The organism is Pseudomonas sp. IPO3749, assembly GCF_013386605.1.
Taxonomy (GTDB): domain Bacteria; phylum Pseudomonadota; class Gammaproteobacteria; order Pseudomonadales; family Pseudomonadaceae; genus Aquipseudomonas; species Aquipseudomonas azotoformans_A.
In genome coordinates this window covers 1-21,953 of the sequence record NZ_JACARN010000043.1, presented here as the reverse complement: position 1 = coordinate 21,953, position 21,953 = coordinate 1, and the positions used below count along the sequence as shown (strand labels likewise).

The following is a 21,953-nucleotide window of genomic DNA, read 5'->3' as shown; positions in this document are numbered from 1 at the left end:
TGGCTCACCCTAAGAGTTCGATGGCGCGGGCAACACCCGCGCCATAGGCAGGATCGGCTTGCGTGCAGTGCTGGATATGGCGCGCTTTGGCCTGGGGGCAGGCGCCCTGGATCGAACGCGCGGTGTTGTCGAACAAGGCCTGTTGCTGGGCGGCGTTCATCAGGCGGAACAGGGCGCCGGGTTGGGAAAAATAGTCCGTGTCTTCGCGATGGTTCCAGTGCGCAGCGCTGCCTTGCAGGGCCAGCGGTGGCTCGCGAAAGTCGGGTTGCTCCACCCATTGCGCGTGGCTGTTGGGTTCGTAGCCGAGGGTGCTGCCGGCATTGCCGTCGGTGCGCATCTGCCCGTCGCGGTGGTAGCTGTTGACCGGGCAACGCGGGGCGTTCACCGGGATCTGATGGTGGTTCACGCCGACGCGGTAGCGCTGCGCGTCGCCATAGGCGAACAGGCGTGCCTGCAGCATCTTATCCGGCGAAAAGCTGATGCCCGGCACCACGTTGGCGGGGTTGAAAGCGGCTTGTTCGACATCGGCGAAGTAGTTGTCGGGGTTGCGATTGAGCTCCAGCACGCCCACTTCGATCAGCGGGTAGTCCTGATGCGGCCAGACTTTGGTCAGGTCGAACGGGTTGATCGCGTAGGTGCCGGCATCCACCTCCGGCATGATTTGCACGTGGAGCGTCCATTGCGGGAAGCGGCCTTCTTCGATGCTGGTGTACAGGTCGCGCTGGGCGCTTTCACGGTCGCCGCCGACCACTTGGCTGGCCTGCTCGTCGGTGAGGTTGTGGATGCCTTGCGCGGTTTTCCAGGTGAATTTCACCCAGAAGCGCTCGTTGGCCGGGCTGATAAAGCTGAAGGTGTGGCTGCCAAAACCATGCATGTGCCGATAGGACTGCGGCAACCCTCGGTCGCTCATCACAATCGTGACCTGGTGCAGGGCTTCGGGCAGCAGGGTCCAGAAATCCCAGTTGTTGCGTGCGCTGCGCATGTGGGTGCGCGGGTCACGTTTGACGGCGTGGTTGAGGTCGGGAAATTTCAACGGGTCGCGCAGGAAAAACACCGGGGTGTTGTTGCCCACCAGGTCCCAGTTGCCTTGCTCGGTGTAGAACTTGATGGCGAAACCACGGATGTCCCGCTCGGCATCGGCGGCGCCACGCTCGCCGGCCACGGTGGAAAAACGCACGAAGACATCCGTGGTCTTGCCGACGTGGGAAAACAGGTCGGCCTTGGTGAAGCGGGTGATGTCCTGGGTGACGGTAAACCGGCCGAACGCGCCAGAGCCCTTGGCGTGCATGCGGCGCTCGGGGATGACTTCACGGTCGAAGTGCGCCAGTTTTTCCAGCAGCCAGACATCCTGCAACAACACGGGGCCGCGGGGGCCGGCGGTTTGCGAATGGTTGTTGTCGACCACGGGTGCGCCGGCGGCTGTCGTCAGTTTTTTCATGCTCAAGTCCCCTTGTTTCTGATTGTTGTGTCAGGGAGCATCAAACCAGACCCCTCAGGGCACCGCGATTGCACGTAGGTATCGAGTCACTGAACCTCAGTTCAGGGTGAAGTTGACGTCGATGTTGCGGCGTGTGGCTTTGGAGTAGGGGCAGTTCTGGTGGGCCGCTTCAATCAATTGCCGGGCTACCTCGGGTTCTATCTCGGGCAACGAAACGCTGAGGTGCGCCTGCAAGAAAAAACCCTGTGCGCCGTGCAGCAGGTCGACCTGGGCCTCAATCGCCGCCGTGGCCGGAAACAGGATTTTCCGGGCATTGCAGGCATGACGCAGTGCGGCCAGGAACGACGCCGACCAGCACACCGCAAACAGTTGCTCGGGGTTGGTGCCGCTCCCCGGAGCGCCGGGCGGGGAGAGCTTGATATCCAGCCGGTCGTCCTCGCTACGCCCTGCGCCCTCTCGACCGCCTGTGGTAGAGGTGTGGCCGGAATACAGAATTTTTTCGATGCTCAGCATGGGCATGTCCTGGGAAAAACCGACGGCAGCGGAAGAGTCAAATTGCCCACTGGATAGATGGCGAATTCAGCAGAGGGGGGACGCTGGTGGAGGGCAGATATCCCAGCAGCGTCGTGCGGGCGATCTCCAGCAACCAGGCTCGGAACGGTGTGGCAGCGTCGTAGCCTGCGGCATTTTCCAGCACGGCCAGGAAGGCTTCACGTACCAGGGATTGGATGTTGTCATGGCGGATGCGCCCGGCCTGTGCCTGGCCCTCATAAAAAGCCACCAACAACGGTGTGACGTTGCCCGAGAGTCGCCGCACGGCGCCTCGGTCACCATTGAGCACATGCACCATCAATGTGCACAGCCTCTCATTGCCGAGACGGCCCACCTTGCACAGGCAATTGCCGCGATACCCTTCGGTCATGGTTGCATCCCTCTTGAATGCTGACGGTGGTGAGATTCAAGAGTGATGCCTGGCCGCGTTGGCCACCAGTTAGGCGGTGTTAGCAGTTGTTAGTCGAGGCGTTGACCGGGCCGAGCGGTGTTGATTCATGGCTGAATGCCTCCAGCTCGCGCACCAGGCTTTCGGCCGCCAGCCTGACCAACTCACCGCCTTTTTCCGGTGTTGCCTGGCCCGGGTCCGAGCCCATGCGGCCGTCCGGGAAGCGTGCGCGGAAGTCATGGGCCTCGCGAATCGGCCCGGAATTGGCGATTTGCGGCGAATAGGCCGCCGACTTGATCGCGTCCGGGTAGGCCCATTGAGTCACCGCAATCTCCGACGGCGTGGCGTGGATCCCGTGGCCGGTGGGGAATTGTCGGTTAGCCAGTGCGCCAACGCCTTCCAGGTCCCACCAGTTGCTCAGTTTCAAGGCGAACCCGGCGGGTTGCCTGGCGAAACTGGCGCGGGCATACAGTTGCGAAAAGGCCGCTTCGATCGAGGCAATGTTGCCGCCATGGCCATTGAGAAAGAGGATTTTCTCGAAACCGTGCGCAACCAGGGAAAGCACCCAGTCCTCGATGGCCGCGATAAACGTCGATGGGCGCAGCGTGATGGTACCGGCAAACCCCAGGTGATGCTGGGCCATGCCGATATTGAACGTGGGGGCGATTAGAATATCCGCCGTTTCCTGCGCCTGGTGGGCAATGATCTGCGGACACATCCAATCGGTGCCCAGCAGGCCAATGGGCCCGTGCTGCTCGTTGGAGCCGATGGGAATCACGATGGTGCGGCTGCGTTCAAGAAATTGCTCGATTTCAGCCCAGGTGGACATGTGTAAAAGCATGATGGCCTCTCTGTTCGACAGAGCCCCGGTGGGAGCGTGATGGAGTGTCGCAAGTGCACGCCAATCTCATCACGGGGCAGGGGCAGCGGACATTGCACGATGGTGTCGATCCACGCGCTGTGGGCGGGTCTATGCTTGTTCAATAACCGAGGGCACTCCCAGGTTTCGCTGCGGACTAAGCAACAGGGCCTACAAGGGACCTCTGCTTTTCTGACATGGACCGGACATGAATCAAACCAACCTGCAATTCAAGACCTTGCTGTTGTTGCTCGGCCTGGTGACCATCGCGTTTATCTGGATACTGCTGCCGTTCTACGGCGCGGTGTTCTGGGCGGTGATCCTCGGCATCATCTTTGCCCCGATGCAGCGGCGCCTGCAGCAGCGCTTTGGCTGGAACCGCAACCTCACTTCCCTGGCCACCTTGAGTGCCTGCCTGATCATCGCGATCCTGCCGGTGATCATCACCAGTGCCTTGTTGGTGCAGGAAGGTGCGACGCTCTACAAGAACATCGAAAGCGGCAAGCTGGATGTGGCGGGATATATCGAGCAGTTCAAGAATGTGTTGCCGCCGTACTTCCAGCACCTGCTGGACCGCTTCGGCATGGGCAACCTGGAAGGCTTGCGCGAGAAGATCGTCAAGAGCGCGATGCAGGGCAGCCAGTTTTTTGCCACCCAGGCGTTCAGCTTCGGCCAGGGCACGTTTGATTTCCTGGTGAGCTTTTTCATCATGCTGTACCTGTTGTATTTCCTGCTGCGCGACGGCCCGGAGCTGGTGCGCAAGGTACGCACGGCGGTGCCGTTGGCCGAGCCGCAGAAGCGCCGGTTACAGCTCAAGTTCAATCGTGTGGTGCGGGCCACGGTCAAGGGCAATGTGCTGGTGGCCGTGACACAGGGTGCGCTCGGCGGGCTTATCTTTTGGTTCCTGGATATTCCCAGTGCATTGCTCTGGGCGGTACTGATGGCGTTTCTGTCGCTGTTGCCGGCGGTGGGCGCGGGGATTGTGTGGGGGCCGGTGGCTGCCTACTTCCTGTTGAGCGGCGCCATCTGGCAAGGCGTGGTGCTGGCGTTGTTTGGGGTATTCGTGATTGGCCTGGTGGATAACGTGCTGCGGCCGATCCTGGTGGGCAAGGACACCAAGATGCCGGATTACCTGATCCTGATCTCGACCCTGGGCGGCTTGTCGGTGTTTGGCTTGAACGGCTTTGTGATCGGGCCGTTGGTGGCGGCTTTGTTCATGTCCAGCTGGGCGTTGTTTGTGGAGAGCAAGCCGCGAGTCAAGTTGCCATTACCGTGAACCTCAGGCGTGGAGCCTGAAATTCGAGGCGTGTTGCAGTTGTTTTTCGGCGTCGGACAGGGATGTCAGCGGGCCGCTGATGGTTTCGCCATCACGTACCAGGTACCAGCAGGCAAGCAGACCCAGCTTGCGCAGAGGGGCGGGAACGGCGCTGCCGATGACGGACATGATTTGAACAGTGTGCATAAGGACCTCCAATCGCTATGGTGGTCACTCTACGGGGTGGGGTGATGCAGGAAAAATCACCTGTCTCGATAGTCGACATCGACGCGAGGCGTCAGTCCACCACTTGATCGAGCATGTGCACCACTTCCTGCTCACTGAGCAAACCCTTGCGCACCAGATTTTCCGCCAGCAGCGCGAGGAATTTGGCGCTGCGATGGCCTTCCAGGTGCTTGAGTTCGGTGAGGGCGCTGTAGACCTTGCTGGACGTACAAAGGCCAGCGGTGCGGTGCGGGTTTTGCGTGGGCATGGTCAGTCGTCCTTGTTGTTATTGGGTGGACAGGATCGATAGTGGAAGTATGTCGTGACACAAACATGACAGCGCAAGGCCGGTTCGGGCAAGTAGACATTGGTGTCGATGATGTGCGATTGCGCGCCGGGCATTGTCCTCAGAGCGACCTTGACGGCCTGAATCCGGACTTTGCAGGCAAAAAAAGGCCCCGCAACGCTGCGAGGCCTGTTTTTTCAGACGATCCGATTACCAGCCGCGACCGTAGTAGCCGTGGGGAGGGCCGTAGTAACCGCGTGGTGGACCGTAATAGCCACGCGGCGGGCCGTAATACACCGGCGCCGGGCGGTAATACACCTGCTGCTGCACATACACCGGTGGTGGCGGTGCGTAGTAGACCGGTGGCGGCGCGGCATACACCGGCTGTGGTTGCACATACACCGGCTGCTGCACGTAGACCTCACGCGGCTGGCTGGCAACCACGGAGCCCACGACGGCTGCGCCGACTAAAGCACCCAATACGGCCGGGCCACCCCAACCACCACCGTGGGCGGAGGCTTGGCCTGCCATCGCGAGTGCGCCAACCAGCAAGGCGATCTTGGGGATTGTACGAATCATGGTCATTCCTCGGTTAGCCCCAGCGCTTGTGGTCTGCAATCAATAGACTCAAGTAATGTCGCGGGGATACTTTTAAGACAACGTATTTCTGAAAAACAGCACAGCCGCTAGGTAAAGGTTGTGTAAGGTCTGTACCCAATTGCTTACTCAAAGGAGTTATCCATGCAGATGCACCCCAACAAGGACACCCAACTGTGCATGTCTCTGTCGGCGCGCCCCGGGAATTTCGGCCTGCGGTTTCATAACCACCTGTACGAGCAGTTGGGTCTGAACTTCTACTATAAGGCCTTCAGCAGCCAGGATTTGCCCGGTGCGATCGGTGGTATCCGCGCGCTGGGCGTCCGTGGTTGCGGGGTTTCCATGCCGTTCAAGGAAGCCGCCATTGCCTTAGTGGACGAACTCGACGATTCGGTTCAAGCCATCGACTCGCTGAACACCATCGTCAACACCGACGGGCACCTCAAGGCCTACAACACCGACTACATCGCCATCGAACAACTGCTGAAAAAGCACGCGGTCCCGCAGGACTCGACCTTCGCCCTGCGCGGCAGCGGCGGCATGGCCAAGGCCGTAGCCAGTGCCTTGCGCGATGGCGGCTACGCCAATGGCGTGATCGTGGCGCGCAACGAAACCGCAGGCCGGGCATTGGCGCAAAACCTGGGGTATGAGTGGTTGGCCGAACTGGGTGACCTGCGCCCGCAAATGCTGATCAACGTCACTCCCATCGGCATGACCGGCGGCGCTGAAGCGGACGCACTGGCGTTTGATGCAGAGGCGGTGGACTCTGCCGAGACTGTATTCGATGTGGTAGCGATCCCCGCCGAAACACCGCTGATCGTGCGTGGCCGTGCCAAGGGCAAGCGGGTGATTACTGGACTGGAAGTGATCGCCATCCAGGCCCTGGAGCAGTTCGTGCTCTACACCGGAGTGCGTCCGACCCCGGAGCAGTTTGAGAAAGCCGTGGCCTTTGCCCGTGCCTGACGCCTCATCCCATCGCATCCCCGACCCAGTACCCAAGTAGCATAGGTCTCCCCCCTGGCGCTTCGTAAACTGGTGCTTCAGAGGGGGAGCCAACGATGCACAACAGTGAAGGCGTAGTCAGTGCCATGTCCCAGGCCTCGGATGCCGGGCAGGCCGCCGAAGAGCTGGCCCGGCAGCTGTTGCATCCGTACCTGGGTTTCGTGCTGTTTTTTTGCTCGGCCTCCTATGACTTGCAGGCCTTGGGCCAGGCGCTGCAACAATGCTTTGGCAACGTGCGCGTGGTGGGTTGTACCAGCGCCGGCGAGATCACCGCTCACGGTTATGGGCGCAATTGCATCACGGCCGTGGGCTTCAACCACGCGCACTTTTCAATCGCCACCGAACTCATCGACCAGGTAGAACACTTCAGCCTGATCAACGCCCAGGACATGGTCGAGCGCCTGGTCGGCGGCTGCCGCAGCAATACCTTGGCACCGATCAAGGGCAATACCTTTGCATTGACCTTGCTCGATGGCCTTTCCAGCCGTGAAGAAATGGTGCTGGCCGCCCTCAGTGCCGCCCTGGGCGATATCCCGCACTTCGGCGGCTCGGCCGGTGACGACAACTTCCTCACCCACACCCACGTGTACTTCAACGGTGTTTTCCACAGCGGTGCGGCGGTGGTGGTGCTGGTCAATACCTGGCTGGATTTCGAGGTGTTCACCACCCACCACATCCTGCCGCGCACGGAAAAACTGGTGGTCACCGGCGCCGACAGCCCGTCACGTCGCGTCTTCGAGCTCAACGCCGAGCCAGCCGCCGAAGAGTACGCACGGCATATCGGCGTGGCCGTGGCCGACCTCGATCACCGCGTCTTCGCCGCCCACCCGCTGGCGGTGCGCATTCACGACCAGTATTACGTGCGCTCGATCCAGCAGGTGCACGCCGACCTCAGCCTGAGTTTCTACTGCGCGGTGGAAAACGGCATCGTGCTCACCGTCATGCAGCCTGGCCCGATCCTGCCCAACCTGAAAGGCCTGTTCGACGGCCTGCAAGCGCGCCTTGGCGACCTGTTGCTGACCATCGGCTGCGATTGCTTCCTGCGCCGCCTGGAGCTGGAAGACACCGGCCAGCTGGAACCGATCGGTGCTTATTTGCGCGACCAACGGGTGATGGGCTTCAACACCTACGGAGAACAGTTCAATGGCATGCACATCAACCAGACCTTCACCGGGGTCGCCATTGCCCGAGGCCGGCGTTGACCTGTCCGCTCAAGTGACCCGGCTGCAACAGGACAACCACAAGCTGATGCGGATCAACGCGGCGCTGATCGAGCGCATCGAGTCCGGCATGACCCAGGGCAATAACCCCTACACCATCTTCCAGCATTCAGTGGTGCTGGCCGAGCAAGTGCGCGAACGCACCGACGCGTTGAACCAGGCGATGGCCGAACTCAAGGCCAGCAACCACCTGCTGATCAACGCCCGGCTGCGAGCTGAGGCTTTGTGCCAGCAGCAGGTGGCGGCGCAAAGGGAGGCCGAGCAGGCCAACCTGTCGAAGACCAAGTTCCTGGCCGCCGTCAGCCATGACCTGCTGCAACCGCTGAATGCGGCGCGGCTGTTCACCAGTGCCTTGCTGGAGCGCCCGAGCGAAACCCTGGTGCGTAATGTGAGTAACTCCCTGGAAGACGTGGAAAACCTGTTGGGCACCCTGGTGGATATTTCCAAGCTGGACGCTGGGGTGATCAAGGCGGATATCGCGCCGTTCGCCTTGAGTGAACTGCTCGACAACCTGGCCGCCGAATACACCGAATTGGCCCGCAGCGAGGGGCTTGAACTGCACTTCATCGGCTGCTCGGCGCTGGTGCGCAGCGACATCCAGCTGCTGGCGCGGATCCTGCGCAACCTGCTGAGCAACGCGCTTCGCTATACCTACAAGGGCCGTGTGGTGCTGGGCTGTCGGCGCCAGCAGCAGCGCCTGTTGATCCAGGTGTGGGACAGCGGCATGGGCATTGCCGAAGACCGGTTGGAGGAAATTTTCCAGGAGTTCAAGCGCGGCGATGTGCAGCGTCCGGATCAGGATCGCGGGCTGGGGTTGGGCCTGGCCATCGTGGAAAAGATCGCCGGCATCCTCGGCCACCGGATCAGCGTCAAATCCTGGCCGGGCCAGGGCTCGATGTTTTCGGTAGAAGTGCCGTTGAGCGCCACCGCGCCCAAGTCATTGCCGGCGCCGTGCATGAGCGAGCCGATGCTCGAACGCCTGCAAGGCGCGCGGGTGTGGGTGCTGGATAACGACGCGGCAATCTGCGCCGGCATGCGCACCTTGCTCGAAGGCTGGGGCTGCCGGGTGATCACCGCGCTGTCGGAACAGGACCTGGCGCGCCAGGTAGACAACTACCATGCCGAGGCGGACCTGCTGATTGCCGATTACCACCTCGACGACGACCAGAACGGCGTGGATGCCGTGGCGCGGATCAACGCCCGCCGCGGCCGTGCGATTCCGGCGATGATGATCACGGCGAACTACAGCAACGAGTTAAAGCAGCAGATTCGTGAGTTGGGGCATACGTTGATGCACAAACCGGTGCGGCCGATGAAGCTCAAGACCGCCATGTGTCACCTGCTCAGTCGACCCTGAGGGTTCAGCGACGCAGGTACGAGCCGAAATCAATATCCCCGGCACTGAGTATCGCCTGTACCCGATTATGCACATTCAACTTGCGCAGAATCGCTGACACATGGGCCTTCACCGTGGTCTCGGCAATCTCCAGGGTGTAGGCGATCTGTTTGTTCGACTCGCCCTTGGTCATGCGTTCCAGCACCAGCAACTGCTTGCGCGTGAGGGCCTGCAGCAGCTCCGGGGCAAACCCCGGGCTGTCGTGCATGCGCCGTTGCCCGGTATTTTTCTGGGTGCGGATGATGTCCGGCGGCAGGTACACGTTGCCGTTGAGAATCTGCTGGATGGCTTCGGTCATTTGCAGGCGCGGTGATGACTTGGTGATGAAACCCACGGCACCGTAGGTGATGGCTTGCAGCACGATCTGCTTGTCCTGCTCGGCCGAGACGATCACCACCGGGATGGTCGGCGCCTCGTTGCGCAGGTTGATCAGGCCGTTGAGGCCGTGCATGCCGGGCATGTTCAGGTCCAGCAGGATCAGGTCGAGGTCGTCGTGTTCCTGGGTCAGGGCGAGGGCGCTGTCCAGGTCGGCGGTTTCCATCACGTCGCTGCCGGGGAAACCGTCGCTGATGACGTTATGAATCGCCTCGCGAAACAGCGGGTGATCGTCGGCAATCAAAATTTTGTACATGGCCGTTCACCTTCTTGTTGTGGTTTTTTATTCAAAGGGTTCGGGTGTCGCAGCCATCACTGGCAGTTTTGCCGCTTCCCATGCGTCCAAGCCGTCGCGGTACCAATACACAGAGGTATAGCCCAGGCTGGCGGCTCGTTTTACCGCGTTCCAACTCAGCCAGCAATCGGAGCGGCAGTAGAACACCAGCGGGCGTGCCAGTTGGCCGCCGGTGAATTTATACAGGTGGCGCACGAAGTAGCCCTGCCATTCGGGCGTGAGGTCGCCGTCGCCGGTATTGGCCAGCCAGTGGCTGCCGGGCAGGTTGGCGTGGGGCTGGTCTTCGATGAAGCGGCCTTGCAGCCACGGGCGGCGGTACACGTCGATGAGTACCGGTGCGGGCGTCTGGTTAAGCAGTGTCTGCAGGGTTGGCGTGTCGACAATGGTTACGCCGGCCAGATGATCGGGCGTAGGGCTGCGATACAGGCGGGTGCGGTAGCCCTCGGCGGAAAACAATGGGGTGTCGGCCTGTACGTGGCTGATGAACAGGCACAACAGTGCCGCAAGGGGCAGTCGAGCGGGCAGCATGGCGGGTCCAATCCTTATCGTTATGCGCCCATTACACGCGAGTCCCGCTGCCTTGGGAATGCGACGATAGACAGCAAAACCAGTACCAAAGTAGTAGGTCGCCGCAGGCCCTCGGGTTCTAGCATGCACAGCAAGCACTGGCATTGGAGGCCGCTATGAACATCCTGTTGGTCGACGATCACGCCGTGGTCCGCCTGGGCTATGCCGGGCTGTTGCGCAGCGGCCTGCCGGGTGTGTACGTGCGCGAAGCGGCCAGCGGCGAAGAGGCCCTGGCGCGGGTGCATGAGGCAGTGCCTAACCTGGTGATCATCGGCTTTGGCCTGCCCGGTATCAGCGGCCTGGAAACCACCCGCCGCCTGCGTCAGCGCCTGCCGCAATTACGTGTGCTGTTTTTCAGCCAGCATGCCGAGCTGCCCCTGGTGCGCCAGGCTCTGGAGGCGGGCGCGTCGGGTTATCTCACCAAGCGCGCTTCGCCTGCGGTGATGCTTGAAGCCGTAGAGCGCATCCTCGATGGCCACACCTATATCGAACAGGACCTGGCCACCCAGTTGGCCTATCACCCCACCGATCGCCGTCTGCACAGCATGACCCAACGCGAGTTGGAGATTTTCCTGATGCTCGCCAAGGGCACCCCGGCCCGTTCGATTGCGGCCCAGCTGAGTATCAGCACCAAGACCGTGTCCAACCACCTGACCTTGCTCAAGAGCAAGTTGCAGGTGAGTTCCCATGCCGAACTGGTGCACCTGGGCATCGACATGGGGGTGGTGCGGGTCGCCGGTTAACGGTCCCAGGTGGTGGGGCAGTCCTTGCAGCCCTCCATATTCGCGTCTTGAAAGTTGGCATAGTGCTGGCGGCTGCCACTCAGGGTGGCTTTTTCCAGGTTGCTTTCACCGAACTTGGCTTCTTGTAGGTTGGCGTCGCTGAGGTCGGCGCCTTGCAGGTCAGCCTTGCTCAGCCAGGTCATTTCCAGGTCGGCCGCGCGCAGGTTGGCCTTGTGCATTTTTGCCCCCGACAACCGCGCAAATTGCAGGTAGGCGGCGCTCAGGTTGGCGTTTTCAAATTGCGCGCCCTGGGCAAACATCCCCCAGCCTTGCACGGCCATCAATGTGGCGCCGGTAAAGTCGGCCAGGCGCAGGTTGGCTTGTTGCAGGCTGGCGCGGGTCAGGTTGGCGCCTTGCAATTGGGCTTTTTCCAGGTTGGCAAGGTCCAGGTTGGCGTGGCGCAAGTCGGCATCGCGCAGATCGGCACCGGCCAGGTTCATGCCGCTCAGGTTCTGGTTGCGCAGGTTGGCGCCCCTGAGATTGGCGCCGGGGCATTGGCTGTGCTCGGCAAGCGTGCAACCGTTGATGATCAGGGCGGCGTCGTCGCCGTCGTCGGCGTGGGCGAAGGGTAGGGACAGTAGAAGTAACAACGGCAGATATCTCATCACAAAACCTCGAAGGTGGCGGGGTACCTGTGGCGAGGGAGCTTGCTCCCGCTCGGCTGCGCAGCAGTCGTAAACCTGGCTGCGCAGTGCCACAGGAGGAATGCCGGGGCCGCTTCGCAGCCCAGCGGGAGCAAGCTCCCTCGCCACAAAAGGCGGCCCCCGCATATTCCATGGGTTATTTCTGGGCAGTTTTCTGATCCCAACTCGGAATCTTGAACACCCAGAACGACCCACCCTGTGCCACCGGCTTGGTCAGCTCGGCCATGTCGCCACCCCACAGCGGTACTGCGCCGCCGTAGCCAACGGTGACGCCGATGTACTGCTCGCCATCCTGTTCCCAGGTGATCGGCGGCGAGACGATGCCGCTGCCGGTCTGGAACTTCCACAGTTCCTTGCCGGTTTTCGCGTCGAAGGCCTTGAAGAAACCGTCGCCGGTACCGGTAAACACCAGGTTGCCCTTGGTTGCCAGCACGCCGGCCCACAGTGGCAGGTGTTCCTTGTGCTCCCACACCACCTTGCCGGTGGTCGGGTTCATCGCCCGCAAGGTGCCGACGTGATCGTCATACATGCGCTTGATGCGGAAACCCATGCCCAGGTACGCCGAGCCCTTCTTGTAGTTGACCTCTTCGGTCCAGTATTCCTCTTTCCACTGGTTGCCCGGAATGTAGAACAGACCGGTGTCCTGGCTGTAGGCCATGGGGTTCCAGTTCTTGCCACCCAGGAACGGCGGCGAGACTTCCACCGGCTTGCCCTTGGTTTCACCCGGCAGCGGCTTGGCCGGACGCTGGCCTTCGTTTTCCACAGGGCGGCCGGTCTTCAGGTCAATGTGGCTGGCCCAGGTGATGTTGTCGACGAAGGGGAAGGCGTTCTGCAGCTTGCCGTTGTTGCGGTCGACCACATAGAAGAAGCCGTTGCGGTCGGCGTGGCCGGTGGCCTTGATGACCTTGCCGTCCTTGTCCTTGTAGTCGAACAGCACCAGTTCGTTGTTGCCGGAGAAGTCCCAGGCATCGTTCGGGGTGTGTTGGTAGAACCATTTCACTTCGCCGGTACTGGGGTCGACGCCGACCTGGCCCGAGGTGTAGAGGCTGTCGAAGTCGTGGGGGTTGCCGTCCTTTGACGTGCGCGCCCAGGTATTCCACGGGCCGGGGTTGCCGGCACCGACGATGATGGTGTTGGTCTCGGCATCGAAGCTCGCGCTCTGCCAAGGGGCGCCACCGCCGTGGCTCCACGCTTCGACCTTGCCGGTTTCGGTGGTCGGGTCATCTGGCCACGACGGCGCCTTCACATCGCCGGTCGGCGTGCTGTCCTTGCCGTTCAAGCGGCCCATGTGGCCTTCCACGAACGGGCGCATCCAGACTTCCTCACCGGTGTCCGGGTCGCGTGCATACAGCTGGCCGACCACGCCGAATTCATCGCCGGAGCTGCCGTGGATCAGCAGCACCTTGCCGCTGACCTTGTCTTTGATCAGCACCGGCGCGCCGGTCATGGTGTAGCCGGCGGCGTGGTCGCCGAATTTCTTGTTCCACACCACTTTGCCGGTGTTTTTGTCGAGGGCGATCAGGCGCGCGTCGAGGGTGCCGAAGTAGATCTTGTCGCCGAAGATCGCCGCGCCGCGGTTGACCACGTCACAGCACGGGCGAATGTTGTCGGGCAGGCGGTGGTTGTAGGTCCACAGGCGTTTGCCGGTCTTCGCATCGAGGGCGAACACGCGGGAATAGGAGCCGGTGACGTAGACCACACCGTCGCTGACGATGGCCTGGGATTCCTGGCCGCGTTGTTTCTCGTCGCCGAACGAATAGGACCAGGCCGGCGTGAGTTTGAACACGTTCTTGTCGTTGACCTGGGCCAGGGGGCTCCAGCGCTGGGCGTTGGTGCCCATGCCGTATTGCAGCACGTCCTTGGTGGTCAGGTGATCGTTGGCGATGTCTTCCCAGGTGACATTACGGGTTTGCTTGGCGACGGCAGGTTCGGCGGCTGCAAAGCTCGCAGCACTGAGGCACAGGCTGCCCACCAGCACAAAAGCTTGCACGGCAAGGCTTAGCGGTGAGCGGGCGGGTAGCGATCTTATTGTCATGGTTGCAGTTCCCAGTGGAGGTTTTGGCCTGCACAGGTTGCTGCCTGGCTGGGTTGGCGAATACGGAAAAAGTCCCGGTGTTGCCGGGACAATTTCCCGAACCGCCTCTGATTTAGCAGTGCCCCACAAGGCCTGCTACCAACGGATGAGAACCCGCCCACCAAAGCAGCATACGGGCGCTGCCGGGGGCTTCCTAAGATGGTCGCCATAGCCTCTGCCAAGAGGTTTTGCGTGCACTCCTGAGGGAAAAATAATGACAACAAAACGCAACGCCTTGATCACCGCCTGCCTGCTCGCCGGTGCAATCAATACCGGTTCGGTCTGGGCCCATGGCAACGTGACGCCCACCGCCGTGGAAACCAAAGGCCTCACCCCGATCAAGGACGCCGGCGTGCCGCTGGACGCCGATGGCTGGGCCGCCACCAACCCGTATCGCACCACCGCCGAGCATGACAAGGCCGTCGAAGTCGGCGCCTCGGCGTACAACCAGAACTGCGCGGCGTGCCATGGCCTGGAAGCCAAATCCGGTGGCATCGCCCCCGACCTGCGCATGCTCGACGCCGGTGACGCCGGGGATGAGTGGTTCGTGGAACGTGTACGCCACGGCGCCGTGCGCGATGGCCGGGTGTACATGCCGAAAATGGCCGATTACCTGAGCCAGGAAGCCCTGTGGGCGGTGCGTACCTACCTCGACAGCGTGCACGTCGAGGAGTAAGCCGTGGGCCTGCGCGGGTGGTGGGTATGCTGTTTGCCGATGCTGGCCTGGGGCGCGCCTGTCGACCCGGTGCCCTCGGTGATGTGGGCCTACTATCACCAGCGTTTTCTCGACAACGCGCCGTTCGTGTTCGACGAGCGGGTGAAGGTCCTGGCGCCGCCGTTCGCCGAGGACGCACGCCAGGTGCCGTTGGAAATCGACGCCCGAGCCTTCAAGGGTGACGTGGTCAAGATCCTCGCCTGGGCCGAGCTGAATCCGCTGCCGCAGATCGTCGATTTCCAGCCCATGGAAGGCGTGCTGCCGTGGCTGTCGATACGGATTCGCATCGAACAGGCCACGCCGTTACGCGCGGCGGTGCTGACCCGTGATGGCTTGTGGCATGTTGGCTCGACCCTGATTGATGCCAGCGGCGGCGGTTGCACGGCGCCCAGCGTGGTGCGCACCCAATCCGGTTGGGAAGACCACCTCGGCGAGGTGCTCGGCGGGCGTTACCCGCGCGCCGAATTCAGCCGCGTGAAGCTGCAAGTCGCCCATCCGATGGATAACGGCATGGTCAGCGGCATTCCCGAATTCTTCATCAACCAGGCCGAACTGCACGGTGCGAATAACCAACTGTTGGCGCGGCTGGCGCTGTTCCCTGCGGTCAGCGAAAACCCCAACCTGGCCTTCGACATCGAAGGCTCCGGGCCCACACGCCTGACCCTGCGCGACACCAGCGGCAGCCAGTTCGAGGCGGCCATCCCATGACCCAGCGCTGGATTCTGCTGTGGCTGCTGCTGTTCAGCCTGCCGGTGCTGGCCGAGTTGGACTACGGCCTCAAGCCGCGTTTGATTGCCGACAACACCTGGCTTTTGGAAGGCAGCACCGACAACTTTGCCAAGGACAACGGCGGCAATATCGTCAACGTCGGGTTCATCGTCACCGAACCTGGCGTGGTGGTGATCGACACCGGGCCGTCCAAACGCTACGGCGAAGCCCTGCGCCAGGCCATCGCCCGTGTCACCGACAAACCGGTGATCCAGGTGCTGCTGACTCACCATCACCCCGACCACGCCTTGGGCAACCAAGCCTTCAAGGACGTGCCGATCGGCGCCCTGGCCGGCACCTCCGAGCTATTGCATGAGCAAGGCGACAGCCTGGCCGAGAACCTGTACCGCATGGTCGGTGACTGGATGCGCGGCACCGAAGTGGTGTTGCCCAACCAGACCCTGCAATCTGGCGTGAAAAGCTTCGGCAGCCACGACCTGCAACTGCTGCAGCTGCGCGGCCATACCGGTGCCGACCTGGCGATCTTCGACCAGAAGACCGGCGTGCTGTTTGCCGGTGACCTGGTGTTCTACCAGCGTGCGCTCACCACGCCTCATTCACCGGGGCTGTCGATCTGGTTGGCGGATCTTGCCACCCTGCAAGGCTTGCCCTGGACCCTTATTGTGCCCGGCCACGGCCCTGTCGCGAGCGACGCCAAACCCTTGGAGCAGATGCGCGACTACCTCGCCTGGCTCGACCAGTTGCTGCGTGACGGTGCGGCCCAGGGCAGCGACATGCCCGAGCTGATCCGCAGCCCGATCCCCAAGCGATTCGCCGCGATCAGCCTTAGCCGCTATGAACTGATCCGCAGCGTGACCCACCTGTACCCCCACTACGAACGCACCCAGATGCAGCCCATCCACACCCAACAATAAGCAGAGGCCTCACCATGATCTACGCCCAACCTGGCACCCCCGGCGCCATCGTCAGCTTCAAGCCGCGCTACGGCAATTACATCGGCGGTGAGTTTGTCGCGCCGATCAAGGGTGAGTACTTCACCAATACTTCACCGGTGACGGGCGAAGTGATTGCCGAGTTCCCGCGCTCCAGCGCCGCTGATGTCGACAAGGCCCTTGATGCCGCCCATGCCGCCGCCGATGCCTGGGGCAAGACCTCGGCCCAGGACCGCGCCCTGGTGCTGCTGAAAATCGCCGACCGCATCGAGCAAAACCTCGAAGTGCTGGCCGTGGCCGAGACCTGGGACAATGGCAAGGCCGTGCGCGAAACCCTCAACGCCGACGTGCCCTTGGCCGCCGACCATTTCCGCTACTTCGCCGGGTGCATCCGCGCCCAGGAAGGCGGCGCCGCCGAGATCAATGAACACACCGCGGCTTATCACTTCCATGAACCCTTGGGCGTGGTCGGGCAGATCATCCCGTGGAATTTTCCGTTGCTGATGGCCGCCTGGAAACTCGCCCCCGCCTTGGCGGCCGGTAATTGCATCGTGCTTAAACCGGCCGAGCAGACGCCGTTGTCGATCATGGTCTTCGCCGAGCTGATCGGCGACCTGCTGCCACCGGGCGTGCTCAATATCGTGCAGGGCTTTGGCCGCGAAGCCGGGGAAGCGCTGGCTACCAGCAAGCGCATCGCCAAGATCGCCTTCACCGGCTCCACCCCGGTAGGCGCGCACATCATGCATGCGGCCGCCGAGAACATCATTCCGTCCACCGTGGAGCTGGGCGGCAAGTCGCCGAATATCTTCTTCGAAGACATCATGCAGGCCGAGCCACAATTTATCGAAAAAGCCGCTGAAGGCCTGGTGCTGGCGTTCTTCAATCAGGGCGAAGTGTGCACCTGCCCGTCGCGGGCGCTGGTACAGGAGTCGATCTACGAAGCGTTCATGGCCGAGGTGATGAAGAAGATCGTCAAGATCAAGCGCGGCAACCCGCTCGACACCGAGACCATGGTCGGTGCCCAGGCCTCCGAGCAGCAATACGACAAAATCCTTTCCTACCTGAAGATCGCCCAGGAAGAGGGCGCGGTGCTGTTGACCGGCGGCGCGGCCGAGCGCTTGGAGGGCGACCTGTCCAGCGGTTATTACATCCAGCCGACCCTGCTCAAGGGCCACAACAAGATGCGCGTGTTCCAGGAGGAAATCTTCGGGCCGGTGGTGGGCGTCACCACCTTCAAGGACGAAGCCGAAGCCTTGGCGATTGCCAACGATAGCGAGTTCGGCCTGGGCGCCGGCCTGTGGACCCGTGACATCAACCGCGCGTACCGCATGGGCCGGGCGATCAAGGCCGGGCGCGTGTGGACCAACTGTTATCACCTGTACCCGGCGCATGCGGCATTTGGTGGGTACAAGAAATCCGGGGTAGGGCGTGAGAACCACAAGATGATGCTCGACCATTACCAACAGACCAAGAACCTGCTGGTGAGCTACGACATCAATCCGCTGGGCTTCTTCTGATTCAACGCGGTCAAAACTGTGGGAGCGGGCTTGCTCGCGAAAGCGGTGGATCAGTCAACCTATATGTGGCTGACACACCCTATTCGCGAGCAAGCCCGCTCCCACATTTTGACTTCTGTACATTCGCGACTAATGCAGTGTCTTCGCTACTTCGAAAGTAGTATTCGCCCTCTCAACCTCACATGCATTAATGCCTATACCGGAACCCTCCGGCACAACAAGAGGACTGCCCCCATGTGGACCAAACCTGCGTTTACCGACCTGCGTATCGGCTTCGAAGTCACCATGTACTTCGCTAGCCGCTGATCGCGGGAGCTGCTGGAAGGATGCCTCTTTGGTCTGATTGCATTCGTAGACGGATCGGTTAGTGTGGAGCGCATTCTTCCAAAATAATAAAAACAGGCTTTCCAATGAGCCAGACCCTGAGCCAACTGCGTAAATTCGTCTCGCCTGAAATCATCTTTGGTGCCGGCTGCCGGCACAACGTCGGCAACTACGCCAAGACCTTCGGTGCGCGCAAAGTGCTGGTGGTCAGCGACCCCGGCGTGATCGCCGCCGGTTGGGTGGCCGATGTGGAGGCCAGCCTGCAAGCCCTCGGCATCGACTACTGCCTGTACAGCGCCGTTTCACCCAACCCCCGTGTCGAAGAGGTAATGACCGGCGCCGAGGTGTACCGCGAAAACCATTGCGACGTGATCGTCGCCATCGGCGGCGGCAGCCCCATGGACTGCGGCAAGGCCATTGGCATTGTGGTGGCCCACGGACGCAGCATTCTTGAGTTCGAGGGCGTCGACACCCTTCGCGTCCCCAGCCCGCCGCTGATCCTGATCCCCACCACCGCCGGTACCTCGGCGGATGTCTCGCAGTTCGTGATCATATCCAACCAGCAGGAACGCATGAAGTTCTCCATCGTCAGCAAGGCGGTGGTGCCGGACGTGTCGCTGATCGACCCGGAAACCACCGCCAGCATGGACCCGTTCCTGTCTGCCTGCACTGGCATCGACGCGCTGGTGCATGCCATCGAGGCGTTCGTTTCCACCGGCCATGGCCCGCTCACCGACCCCCATGCGCTGGAAGCGATGCGCCTGATCAATGGCAACCTGGTGCAGATGATCGCCAACCCCACGGACATTGCCCTGCGCGAAAAAATCATGCTCGGCAGCATGCAGGCGGGGCTGGCGTTTTCCAATGCGATCCTCGGCGCGGTGCACGCCATGTCCCACAGCCTCGGTGGTTTTCTCGATCTGCCCCACGGCCTGTGCAACGCGGTGCTGGTCGAGCATGTGGTGGCGTTCAACTACAGCTCGGCGCCGGAGCGCTTCAAGGTGATTGCCGAGACCTTTGGCATCGACTGTCGCGGCCTCAATCACCGGCAGATCTGCGGGCGACTGGTGGAGCACCTGATCGCGCTGAAGCACGCCATCGGCTTCCACGAAACCCTCGGCCTGCATGGGGTGCGCGTGGCGGATATTCCGTTCCTGTCCCAGCATGCGATGGGCGATCCGTGCATCCTCACCAACCCGAGGGAGTCGAGCCAGCGTGATGTCGAGGTCGTCTATGGCGAAGCTCTCTGACGACCAGCAGCGCGCGCTCGCGGGGCTGCTGGGGCTCAGCGACCAGTCGGCCCGCAAGAGCCATTACCCGGAACTCACCGCGCGGTTGGATGAGCTGGAGGCCGAGCGCAAGCGCTATATCCGTCTCAACGACGAACTGGAGCAACGCGTGGCAGCGCGCACCGATGAGCTGCTGGAGGCCAACCACAACCTGCAACAGCAGATCGCCCAGCGCGAACAGATCGAACAGGACCTGCGCGACGCCCGCGACGCCGCCCAGGCCGCCAACCGCAGCAAGGACAAATACTTGGCCGCCGCCAGCCATGACCTGCTGCAACCGCTGAATGCCGCACGGCTGTTGATCGCCACGTTGCGTGAACGGCAGTTGCCCAGTGTCGAGCAGGTGCTGGTGGAGCGCACGCACCAGGCGCTGGAAGGCGCCGAGGATTTGCTCACCGACTTGCTGGATATCTCGCGGCTCGACCAGGCGGCAGTCAAACCGGATGTGGCGCTGTATCGCCTCGACGAACTGTTCGCGCCGCTCGTCTCGGAATTCCAGTCAGTGGCCCAGGCGACCGGGCTGAACCTGCGGGTGCACACCGGGCGTTATGCGATCAGCACCGACCTGCGGCTGCTGACGCGGATCCTGCGCAATTTCCTCAGCAATGCCTGCCGTTATACCGACGATGGCTGCATCCTGTTGGGTGCCCGTAGGCGCGGCGATCGTTTGCGCCTGGAAGTATGGGACACCGGGCGTGGGATTGCGGCGGACCGGCTGCAGGCAATCTTCCTGGAGTTCAACCAGCTTGATGTCGGCCGCGCCTCCGACCGCAAAGGCGTGGGACTGGGGTTGGCGATTGTCGAGCGGATCGCCGAGATCCTGGGGTATCCCATCGCTGTGCGTTCCTGGCCGGGGCGGGGCTCGATGTTCAGCATCGAAGTGCCGTTGAGTGATGAGATGCCGTTGCCGATCAGCCAATTGCCGGTGCAACCGACCACCGGCAATCCGCTGCCGGGGCGGCGTTTGCTGGTGATCGACAACGAGGTGAGCATCCTCGAAAGCATGCGTGCGCTGCTCGGGCAATGGGGCTGTGAAGTGGTCACCGCCACCGACCAGGCCGGTGCTTTGCTGGCCTTGCAGGGCAGGGCGCCGGAGTTGATTTTGGCGGATTACCACTTGGACCATGGGGTGGTGGGTTGTGCGGTGGTCAAGCAGTTGCGCGAGCATTTTGCCTGCAACATCCCGGCGGTCATTATCACGGCTGATCGCACTGACCAATGCCGCCGTGCGTTGCGCCGCCTGGACGCACCGTTGCTGAACAAACCGGTCAAACCCGGCAAGTTGCGGGCGGTGTTGAGTCAGTTATTGGCCTAGGTCAACAGGTCCCAGATGGTTTTGCCCCATGCTCAAGACTTGATCTAGAGCCTTGGAGCACCCGATGAGCGCGGCATCCTACAAATTACCCCTGGGCCTGGTGATCGCCGTGCTGGTGATGGCCGGCGTGCTGCTGTTGCCGCTGCCCGCCGACTTGCCGGTGGCCGGGCATCGCATGCTGGCGATCCTCGCGTTTGCCGTGGTGGTCTGGATCACCGAAGCGGTGTCCTATGAAGCCAGCGCGATCATGATCACCTCGCTCATGGCCTTTCTGCTCGGCACGGCGCCGTCGCTGCAAGACTCCACTCATTTGATTGGCACCAGCCCGGCCATCAGCATGGCGCTGACCGGCTTCTCCAACCCGGCGCTGGCGCTGGTGGCGGGGGCATTGTTTATCGCCGCCGCCATGACCCACACCGGCCTGGACCGGCGCATCGCCCTGGTCACCCTGAGCCGCGTCGGCACCAGCACCCGACGCATCCTGCTGGGGGCGATTGCGGTGACTATTTTGCTCAGCCTGGTGGTGCCCAGCGCCACGGCGCGCAGTGCTTGCGTGGTGCCGATCATGATGGGCGTGATCGCTGCGTTCGGCGTGGACAAACGCTCGAACATCGCCGCCGGCATCATGATCGTGGTGGCCCAGGGCACCAGCATCTGGAATGTCGGCATCCAGACCGCCGCCGCGCAGAACCTGCTGACCGTTGGCTTCATGGACAAGATGCTTGGCCAGCGCGTGTCGTGGATCGACTGGCTGATCGCGGGGGCGCCGTGGGCGTTGATCATGTCGGCGGTGTTGCTGTTCCTCGTGCTTAAATTGCTGCCGCCGGAGACCGACAGCATTCCCGGTGGCAAAGAAGCGGTGGCGCAATCGCTGGTAGATATCGGGCCGATGACCGGGCCGCAGAAGCGCCTGTTGACGGTGTCGGTGATGTTGCTGCTGGCCTGGGCCACGGAAGGGCGCTTGCACAGTTTTGACACCACCTCGACCACGTACGCGGGGTTGGTGTTGTTGTTGCTGCCGGGTATCGGCGTGATGACCTGGAAGGATGTGCAGTCGCGGATTCCGTGGGGCACGGTGATTGTGTTCGGGGTGGGCATCAGCCTGGGCACGGCGCTGTTGACCACCCAGGCGGGGCAGTGGTTGGGGGCTGCGGTGGTGGCGCACACGGGGTTGGAT

General features: G+C 62.1%; 23 protein-coding genes and 1 pseudogene. 13 read left to right on the top strand and 11 right to left on the bottom strand.

Annotated features, from left to right (window positions below):
• Positions 1-4 precede the first annotated feature (4 nt).
• From HX812_RS17940 to HX812_RS17925, 4 genes are all read right to left on the bottom strand, one after another.
• Positions 5-1,438, bottom strand: a complete 1,434-nt coding sequence (locus HX812_RS17940) for a catalase (protein ID WP_038845100.1) — start codon at positions 1,436-1,438, stop codon at positions 5-7.
• A gap of 96 nt (positions 1,439-1,534) precedes the next feature.
• A complete protein-coding gene (locus HX812_RS17935; RefSeq protein ID WP_038845098.1) occupies positions 1,535-1,951 on the bottom strand; it encodes an organic hydroperoxide resistance protein in 417 nt (138 codons plus the stop codon).
• A 37-nt stretch (positions 1,952-1,988) separates the two neighbouring features.
• Positions 1,989-2,360, bottom strand: coding sequence for an RNA polymerase subunit sigma-24 (locus HX812_RS17930; protein WP_038845096.1), 372 nt, complete (start codon positions 2,358-2,360; stop codon positions 1,989-1,991).
• A 79-nt stretch (positions 2,361-2,439) separates the two neighbouring features.
• Positions 2,440-3,219, bottom strand: coding sequence for a creatininase family protein (locus HX812_RS17925; RefSeq protein ID WP_038845094.1), 780 nt, complete (start codon positions 3,217-3,219; stop codon positions 2,440-2,442).
• A 226-nt stretch (positions 3,220-3,445) separates the two neighbouring features.
• Here HX812_RS17925 and HX812_RS17920 point away from each other — a divergent pair, with 226 nt between their 5' ends.
• On the top strand, positions 3,446-4,513 hold the full coding sequence (locus tag HX812_RS17920; protein WP_010211353.1) for an AI-2E family transporter: 1,068 nt from the start codon (positions 3,446-3,448) through the stop codon (positions 4,511-4,513).
• Positions 4,514-4,516: 3 nt separating this feature from the next.
• On the opposite strand, the gene HX812_RS17915 is transcribed toward HX812_RS17920, so the two are convergent.
• The 3 genes from HX812_RS17915 to HX812_RS17905 form a co-directional block, all read right to left on the bottom strand.
• Positions 4,517-4,699, bottom strand: a complete 183-nt coding sequence (locus HX812_RS17915; RefSeq protein ID WP_033899763.1) for a hypothetical protein — start codon at positions 4,697-4,699, stop codon at positions 4,517-4,519.
• Positions 4,700-4,790: 91 nt separating this feature from the next.
• Positions 4,791-4,985 (bottom strand): hypothetical protein, encoded by a 195-nt coding sequence (locus tag HX812_RS17910; protein ID WP_033899765.1) that lies wholly within the window; start codon positions 4,983-4,985, stop codon positions 4,791-4,793.
• 228 nt (positions 4,986-5,213) lie between these two features.
• Positions 5,214-5,588 carry a hypothetical protein gene (locus HX812_RS17905; protein WP_016980060.1) on the bottom strand — a complete coding sequence of 125 codons (375 nt, stop codon included), beginning with the start codon at positions 5,586-5,588 and terminating at the stop codon, positions 5,214-5,216.
• A 156-nt stretch (positions 5,589-5,744) separates the two neighbouring features.
• On the opposite strand from HX812_RS17905, the gene HX812_RS17900 reads away from it, so the two are divergent.
• The 3 genes and pseudogenes from HX812_RS17900 to HX812_RS17890 all read left to right on the top strand — a co-directional run.
• Positions 5,745-6,563: a shikimate 5-dehydrogenase gene (locus tag HX812_RS17900; RefSeq protein WP_038845092.1), complete on the top strand. Its 819-nt coding sequence runs from the start codon at positions 5,745-5,747 to the stop codon at positions 6,561-6,563.
• 95 nt (positions 6,564-6,658) lie between these two features.
• The gene (gene nosP, locus HX812_RS17895; RefSeq protein ID WP_038845090.1) at positions 6,659-7,804 is read left to right on the top strand and encodes a nitric oxide-sensing protein NosP; all 1,146 of its coding nucleotides are present in this window, start codon (positions 6,659-6,661) and stop codon (positions 7,802-7,804) included.
• 136 nt (positions 7,805-7,940) lie between these two features.
• Positions 7,941-9,179: pseudogene (locus tag HX812_RS17890) on the top strand (hybrid sensor histidine kinase/response regulator); the annotation flags it as partial.
• A gap of 4 nt (positions 9,180-9,183) precedes the next feature.
• Here HX812_RS17890 and HX812_RS17885 read toward each other — a convergent pair.
• Positions 9,184-9,849, bottom strand: coding sequence for a response regulator transcription factor (locus HX812_RS17885; RefSeq protein WP_038845087.1), 666 nt, complete (start codon positions 9,847-9,849; stop codon positions 9,184-9,186).
• A 27-nt stretch (positions 9,850-9,876) separates the two neighbouring features.
• On the bottom strand, positions 9,877-10,416 hold the full coding sequence (locus HX812_RS17880; protein ID WP_038845085.1) for a PQQ-dependent catabolism-associated CXXCW motif protein: 540 nt from the start codon (positions 10,414-10,416) through the stop codon (positions 9,877-9,879).
• 155 nt (positions 10,417-10,571) lie between these two features.
• On the opposite strand from HX812_RS17880, the gene HX812_RS17875 reads away from it, so the two are divergent.
• The gene (locus HX812_RS17875) at positions 10,572-11,198 is read left to right on the top strand and encodes a response regulator transcription factor (protein WP_038845083.1); all 627 of its coding nucleotides are present in this window, start codon (positions 10,572-10,574) and stop codon (positions 11,196-11,198) included.
• Here HX812_RS17875 and HX812_RS17870 read toward each other — a convergent pair.
• Both HX812_RS17870 and exaA read right to left on the bottom strand, forming a co-directional pair.
• Complete coding sequence (locus HX812_RS17870) at positions 11,195-11,842, bottom strand: pentapeptide repeat-containing protein (RefSeq protein ID WP_038845081.1); 648 nt, start codon at positions 11,840-11,842, stop codon at positions 11,195-11,197. The genes HX812_RS17875 and HX812_RS17870 overlap by 4 nt on opposite strands.
• 175 nt (positions 11,843-12,017) lie before the next feature.
• A complete protein-coding gene (exaA, locus tag HX812_RS17865) occupies positions 12,018-13,916 on the bottom strand; it encodes a quinoprotein ethanol dehydrogenase (protein ID WP_080642433.1) in 1,899 nt (632 codons plus the stop codon).
• Positions 13,917-14,169: 253 nt separating this feature from the next.
• Between exaA and pedF the strand changes: the two genes are divergently transcribed.
• The 8 genes from pedF to HX812_RS17825 all read left to right on the top strand — a co-directional run.
• The gene (pedF, locus tag HX812_RS17860; protein WP_038849856.1) at positions 14,170-14,631 is read left to right on the top strand and encodes a cytochrome c-550 PedF; all 462 of its coding nucleotides are present in this window, start codon (positions 14,170-14,172) and stop codon (positions 14,629-14,631) included.
• A 39-nt stretch (positions 14,632-14,670) separates the two neighbouring features.
• Positions 14,671-15,378 carry a quinoprotein dehydrogenase-associated SoxYZ-like carrier gene (locus HX812_RS17855; RefSeq protein ID WP_050572486.1) on the top strand — a complete coding sequence of 236 codons (708 nt, stop codon included), beginning with the start codon at positions 14,671-14,673 and terminating at the stop codon, positions 15,376-15,378.
• Positions 15,375-16,313: a quinoprotein relay system zinc metallohydrolase 1 gene (locus HX812_RS17850; protein ID WP_038849860.1), complete on the top strand. Its 939-nt coding sequence runs from the start codon at positions 15,375-15,377 to the stop codon at positions 16,311-16,313. The genes HX812_RS17855 and HX812_RS17850 overlap by 4 nt, the downstream gene beginning before the upstream one ends.
• Positions 16,314-16,327: 14 nt before the next feature.
• On the top strand, positions 16,328-17,848 hold the full coding sequence (locus tag HX812_RS17845; protein ID WP_038849862.1) for an aldehyde dehydrogenase family protein: 1,521 nt from the start codon (positions 16,328-16,330) through the stop codon (positions 17,846-17,848).
• Positions 17,849-18,082: 234 nt separating this feature from the next.
• Complete coding sequence (gene pqqA, locus HX812_RS17840) at positions 18,083-18,154, top strand: pyrroloquinoline quinone precursor peptide PqqA (protein WP_010209364.1); 72 nt, start codon at positions 18,083-18,085, stop codon at positions 18,152-18,154.
• Positions 18,155-18,258: 104 nt separating this feature from the next.
• The gene (ercA, locus tag HX812_RS17835) at positions 18,259-19,422 is read left to right on the top strand and encodes an alcohol dehydrogenase-like regulatory protein ErcA (protein ID WP_033899789.1); all 1,164 of its coding nucleotides are present in this window, start codon (positions 18,259-18,261) and stop codon (positions 19,420-19,422) included.
• Complete coding sequence (locus tag HX812_RS17830) at positions 19,406-20,776, top strand: hybrid sensor histidine kinase/response regulator (protein WP_038846808.1); 1,371 nt, start codon at positions 19,406-19,408, stop codon at positions 20,774-20,776. Before ercA ends, HX812_RS17830 begins: the two co-directional genes overlap by 17 nt.
• A 64-nt stretch (positions 20,777-20,840) precedes the next feature.
• A partial coding sequence (locus HX812_RS17825) for an SLC13 family permease (RefSeq protein WP_178949119.1) occupies positions 20,841-21,953 on the top strand: 1,113 nt, incomplete at its 3' end.

Bases quoted from the DNA above. Each gene is read 5' to 3' on its own strand.
- HX812_RS17940 (WP_038845100.1), bottom strand. From the start codon at position 1,438: ATGAAAAAACTGACGACAGCCGCCGGCGCACCCGTGGTCGACAACAAC.
- HX812_RS17935 (WP_038845098.1), bottom strand. From the start codon at position 1,951: ATGCTGAGCATCGAAAAAATTCTGTATTCCGGCCACACCTCTACCACA.
- HX812_RS17930 (WP_038845096.1), bottom strand. From the start codon at position 2,360: ATGACCGAAGGGTATCGCGGCAATTGCCTGTGCAAGGTGGGCCGTCTC.
- HX812_RS17925 (WP_038845094.1), bottom strand. From the start codon at position 3,219: ATGCTTTTACACATGTCCACCTGGGCTGAAATCGAGCAATTTCTTGAA.
- HX812_RS17920 (WP_010211353.1), top strand. From the start codon at position 3,446: ATGAATCAAACCAACCTGCAATTCAAGACCTTGCTGTTGTTGCTCGGC.
- HX812_RS17915 (WP_033899763.1), bottom strand. From the start codon at position 4,699: ATGCACACTGTTCAAATCATGTCCGTCATCGGCAGCGCCGTTCCCGCC.
- HX812_RS17910 (WP_033899765.1), bottom strand. From the start codon at position 4,985: ATGCCCACGCAAAACCCGCACCGCACCGCTGGCCTTTGTACGTCCAGC.
- HX812_RS17905 (WP_016980060.1), bottom strand. From the start codon at position 5,588: ATGACCATGATTCGTACAATCCCCAAGATCGCCTTGCTGGTTGGCGCA.
- HX812_RS17900 (WP_038845092.1), top strand. From the start codon at position 5,745: ATGCAGATGCACCCCAACAAGGACACCCAACTGTGCATGTCTCTGTCG.
- nosP (WP_038845090.1), top strand. From the start codon at position 6,659: ATGCACAACAGTGAAGGCGTAGTCAGTGCCATGTCCCAGGCCTCGGAT.
- HX812_RS17885 (WP_038845087.1), bottom strand. From the start codon at position 9,849: ATGTACAAAATTTTGATTGCCGACGATCACCCGCTGTTTCGCGAGGCG.
- HX812_RS17880 (WP_038845085.1), bottom strand. From the start codon at position 10,416: ATGCTGCCCGCTCGACTGCCCCTTGCGGCACTGTTGTGCCTGTTCATC.
- HX812_RS17875 (WP_038845083.1), top strand. From the start codon at position 10,572: ATGAACATCCTGTTGGTCGACGATCACGCCGTGGTCCGCCTGGGCTAT.
- HX812_RS17870 (WP_038845081.1), bottom strand. From the start codon at position 11,842: ATGAGATATCTGCCGTTGTTACTTCTACTGTCCCTACCCTTCGCCCAC.
- exaA (WP_080642433.1), bottom strand. From the start codon at position 13,916: ATGACAATAAGATCGCTACCCGCCCGCTCACCGCTAAGCCTTGCCGTG.
- pedF (WP_038849856.1), top strand. From the start codon at position 14,170: ATGACAACAAAACGCAACGCCTTGATCACCGCCTGCCTGCTCGCCGGT.
- HX812_RS17855 (WP_050572486.1), top strand. From the start codon at position 14,671: ATGCTGGCCTGGGGCGCGCCTGTCGACCCGGTGCCCTCGGTGATGTGG.
- HX812_RS17850 (WP_038849860.1), top strand. From the start codon at position 15,375: ATGACCCAGCGCTGGATTCTGCTGTGGCTGCTGCTGTTCAGCCTGCCG.
- HX812_RS17845 (WP_038849862.1), top strand. From the start codon at position 16,328: ATGATCTACGCCCAACCTGGCACCCCCGGCGCCATCGTCAGCTTCAAG.
- ercA (WP_033899789.1), top strand. From the start codon at position 18,259: ATGAGCCAGACCCTGAGCCAACTGCGTAAATTCGTCTCGCCTGAAATC.
- HX812_RS17830 (WP_038846808.1), top strand. From the start codon at position 19,406: ATGGCGAAGCTCTCTGACGACCAGCAGCGCGCGCTCGCGGGGCTGCTG.